This window comes from Mesorhizobium sp. M2C.T.Ca.TU.002.02.1.1, from assembly GCF_003997225.1.
The window spans coordinates 1-2,575 of record NZ_RZTO01000847.1; the positions used below are offsets into that span (position 1 = coordinate 1).

Genomic DNA, 2,575 nt, shown 5'->3' on the forward strand with positions numbered 1-2,575 from the left:
GTTCACCTGGGAGACGCAGGACCTCAAGCGCGACATCGCCGCCGCCGAAGCGGCCTGGGCCAAAGCGCTCGAGCTGATGGCCGATCCGTCGATCAGCCTCGTGGTGCTCGACGAGCTCAACATCGCGCTGCGCTACGATTATCTCGACTTGGAAAAGGTGGTCGCGGCGCTGAAGGCGCGCCGGGACGATCTGCACGTCATCGTCACCGGCCGCAACGCCAAGCCGCTGCTCGTCGAGGCGGCCGATCTCGTCACCGAAATGGGGCTGACCAAGCACCATTTCTCGGCGGGCGTCAAAGCGCAGCAGGGGATCGAGTTCTAGCCGCCACAGTTGGGAGTGTCCGTTGGAACAAGCGGTAATTGTTTATCTTCTTCTGAGCGGCGGTCAGTTTGGAACGCCGCAAGAGCGACAATCCGTCCAAGCCCTGGAGGATCAGTTGCAGCAGGCCATTTCGAATGCGGACGTCGGTGAGTTCGACGGTGACGAATTCGGTGGGGGTAAATGTACCCTCTATTTGTATGGGCCAGATGCCGAGAGGCTTTTTGTCGCCATTGAGCCTGTCTTGAAATCCTCGTCAGCGGCCGTTGGTGGTTATGCGATCAAGAGATTTGGTGCCGCTACCGACCCGAATGCAAAGGAAGTCCGTGTCTCTTGGCAAACCGGGCTGCCAAGTCACTGAGTGAGCAAAATGGTCAGGTAGATCACGATCGCCGACAGCACCGCGAACAGGCCGAGCAGCAGCCAGTCGGCGACGCGATAGAGCTTCAGCGCCTGGCGGATATCGGTGCTTTCGGCCTCGCGGCGGCCGCCTTCGCCCATGAAGGCGTCCTCCACGACCTCGCCGCCATAGCTGCGCGGTCCGGCGAGCGACAGCCCCAGCGCGCCGGCCATCGCGGCTTCCGGCCAGCCGGCATTGGGCGAGCGATGTTTCCTGGCGTCGCGCCGCATGATTTGCCAGGCAGCGCGCGGATCGGCGCCGGGGACCAGAAAGGCAGCCAGCACGATGAGCAGGCCAGTCAGCCGCGATGCGGGCAGGTTGATCAGATCATCGAAGCGGGCAGCCGCCCGGCCAAAGGCTTCGTGTTTCGGCGTGCGGTGGCCGATCATCGAATCGGCGGTGTTGGCGGCCTTGTAGGCAGCACCGCCGCCAAGCCCGCCGATGCCGGTCCAAAAGGCGGGCGCGACGATGCCGTCCGAAAAATTCTCGGCCAGGCTTTCGATCGCCGCGCGCGCAACGCCGGCCTTGTCGAGCTTTTCGGGATCGCGGCCGACGATGCGCGAAACGGCGATGCGGCCAAGCGTCAGGCCGCCGGTCTCCAGCGCGTCGGCGACGTCCTCGACATGTTCGGCGAGGCTTTTCTGCGACAGCAGCGTGGAGCCGAGGATGGCGGCGACGACCAGGCCCGACGGAAAGATCAGCCAGAGCATGACATGCAGCGCCAGGCCGATCAGGCCGGGGACCAGCAGAATGACAAGCAAGGCCTGGACGCCGCGTCGGCGACGCAATTCGTCGGAATCCGTCGCGCGGTTGAGCCGGCGATCGAGAAAGGATATCAGCCTGCCGATCCAGGTTACCGGATGGCCGATGGCGTTGAACAGCCAGTCCGGGTAGCCGAGGGCGCGTTCGACGGCGAGTGACAGGAAAGCGATCAGGACAGACATGAAGCTACTAAGCGGCGCGATCGCGGCGGTTGATCATGGCGGCAGCCTTGGCCGGGCAAGCGCGCTTTTTCCTCATGCACCACAACCTTTCGTGGACCTCTCGACAGGTATCAACCCGCACTCCTATCCGCTTTTCGAACTGCCCGCCACCGCCCTGACCCGATTGCCGGAGGCAGGACAACTGCGCGAATTGGCCGAAATTGCGGCTAGAGCCTATGGCGCGCCGTCGGCGGCGCATGTGGCGGCGGCACCCGGCACACAGATTCTTTTGCCGCGCGTTGCTTCGCTGGTACGGCCCGGCAACGCACGGGTGCTTGGCCCGACCTATGCCGAACACGCCCGGGCTGCGGCCATAGCCGGCCATGCGGTCGCAGAAGTCGGTGATTTCGACGCGCTGGTCGAGGCGGACCTTGCGGTGCTGGTCAATCCCAACAATCCTGACGGGCGGGTGATCGAAAAGGCCCGCCTGCTCGACCTTGCCGCGCGGCTTCGCGCCAAGGGCGGGCTGCTGGTCGTCGACGAAGCCTTCATGGATGTCGGTCCGATCGAGCAAAGCCTGGCAGGGGATGTCGCGGAAGGCGGCATTGTCGCGCTGCGCTCGTTCGGCAAGTTCTTCGGGCTTGCAGGCGTCAGGCTCGGCTTCGCGCTGACGGATCCGCTGACGGCCGAGCGGCTGGATGCGCAGCTCGGGCCTTGGGCGGTAGCCGGTCCCGCGCTCGAATATGGCATTCGTGCGCTGTCGGATGCGAATTGGCAGGCCGATATGCGCAAACGCCTGGCACAGGATGCCAGACGGCTCGACGCACTGCTTGACCGATTCGATGTCCCGGTCTCCGGCGGCACCAGCCTGTTCCGCTATCTGTCATTTCCTGAGGCTTCGAGCCTGTTTTCTGCACTCGGCGAGTGTGGCGT

The 2,575-nt window shown here is 64.4% G+C and carries 4 protein-coding genes; 3 read left to right on the top strand and 1 reads right to left on the bottom strand.

All coding sequences use genetic code 11. The features are described 5' to 3' along the window. Both EOD07_RS30325 and EOD07_RS30330 read left to right on the top strand, forming a co-directional pair. A partial coding sequence (locus tag EOD07_RS30325; RefSeq protein ID WP_206519603.1) for a cob(I)yrinic acid a,c-diamide adenosyltransferase occupies window positions 1-322 on the top strand: 322 nt, incomplete at its 5' end. Between the two features lie 22 nt (window positions 323-344). After that, window positions 345-680: a hypothetical protein gene (locus tag EOD07_RS30330; protein ID WP_127237932.1), complete on the top strand. Its 336-nt coding sequence runs from the start codon at window positions 345-347 to the stop codon at window positions 678-680. Here EOD07_RS30330 and cbiB read toward each other — a convergent pair. Then, window positions 674-1,663 carry an adenosylcobinamide-phosphate synthase CbiB gene (gene cbiB / locus EOD07_RS30335; RefSeq protein WP_127237933.1) on the bottom strand — a complete coding sequence of 330 codons (990 nt, stop codon included), beginning with the start codon at window positions 1,661-1,663 and terminating at the stop codon, window positions 674-676. The genes EOD07_RS30330 and cbiB overlap by 7 nt on opposite strands. Between cbiB and cobD the strand changes: the two genes are divergently transcribed. Continuing rightward, window positions 1,662-2,575, top strand: a 914-nt coding sequence (cobD, locus tag EOD07_RS30340) for a threonine-phosphate decarboxylase CobD (RefSeq protein WP_127237934.1), incomplete at its 3' end; no start/stop codon positions are given. The two genes, cbiB and cobD, sit on opposite strands and share 2 nt — an antisense overlap.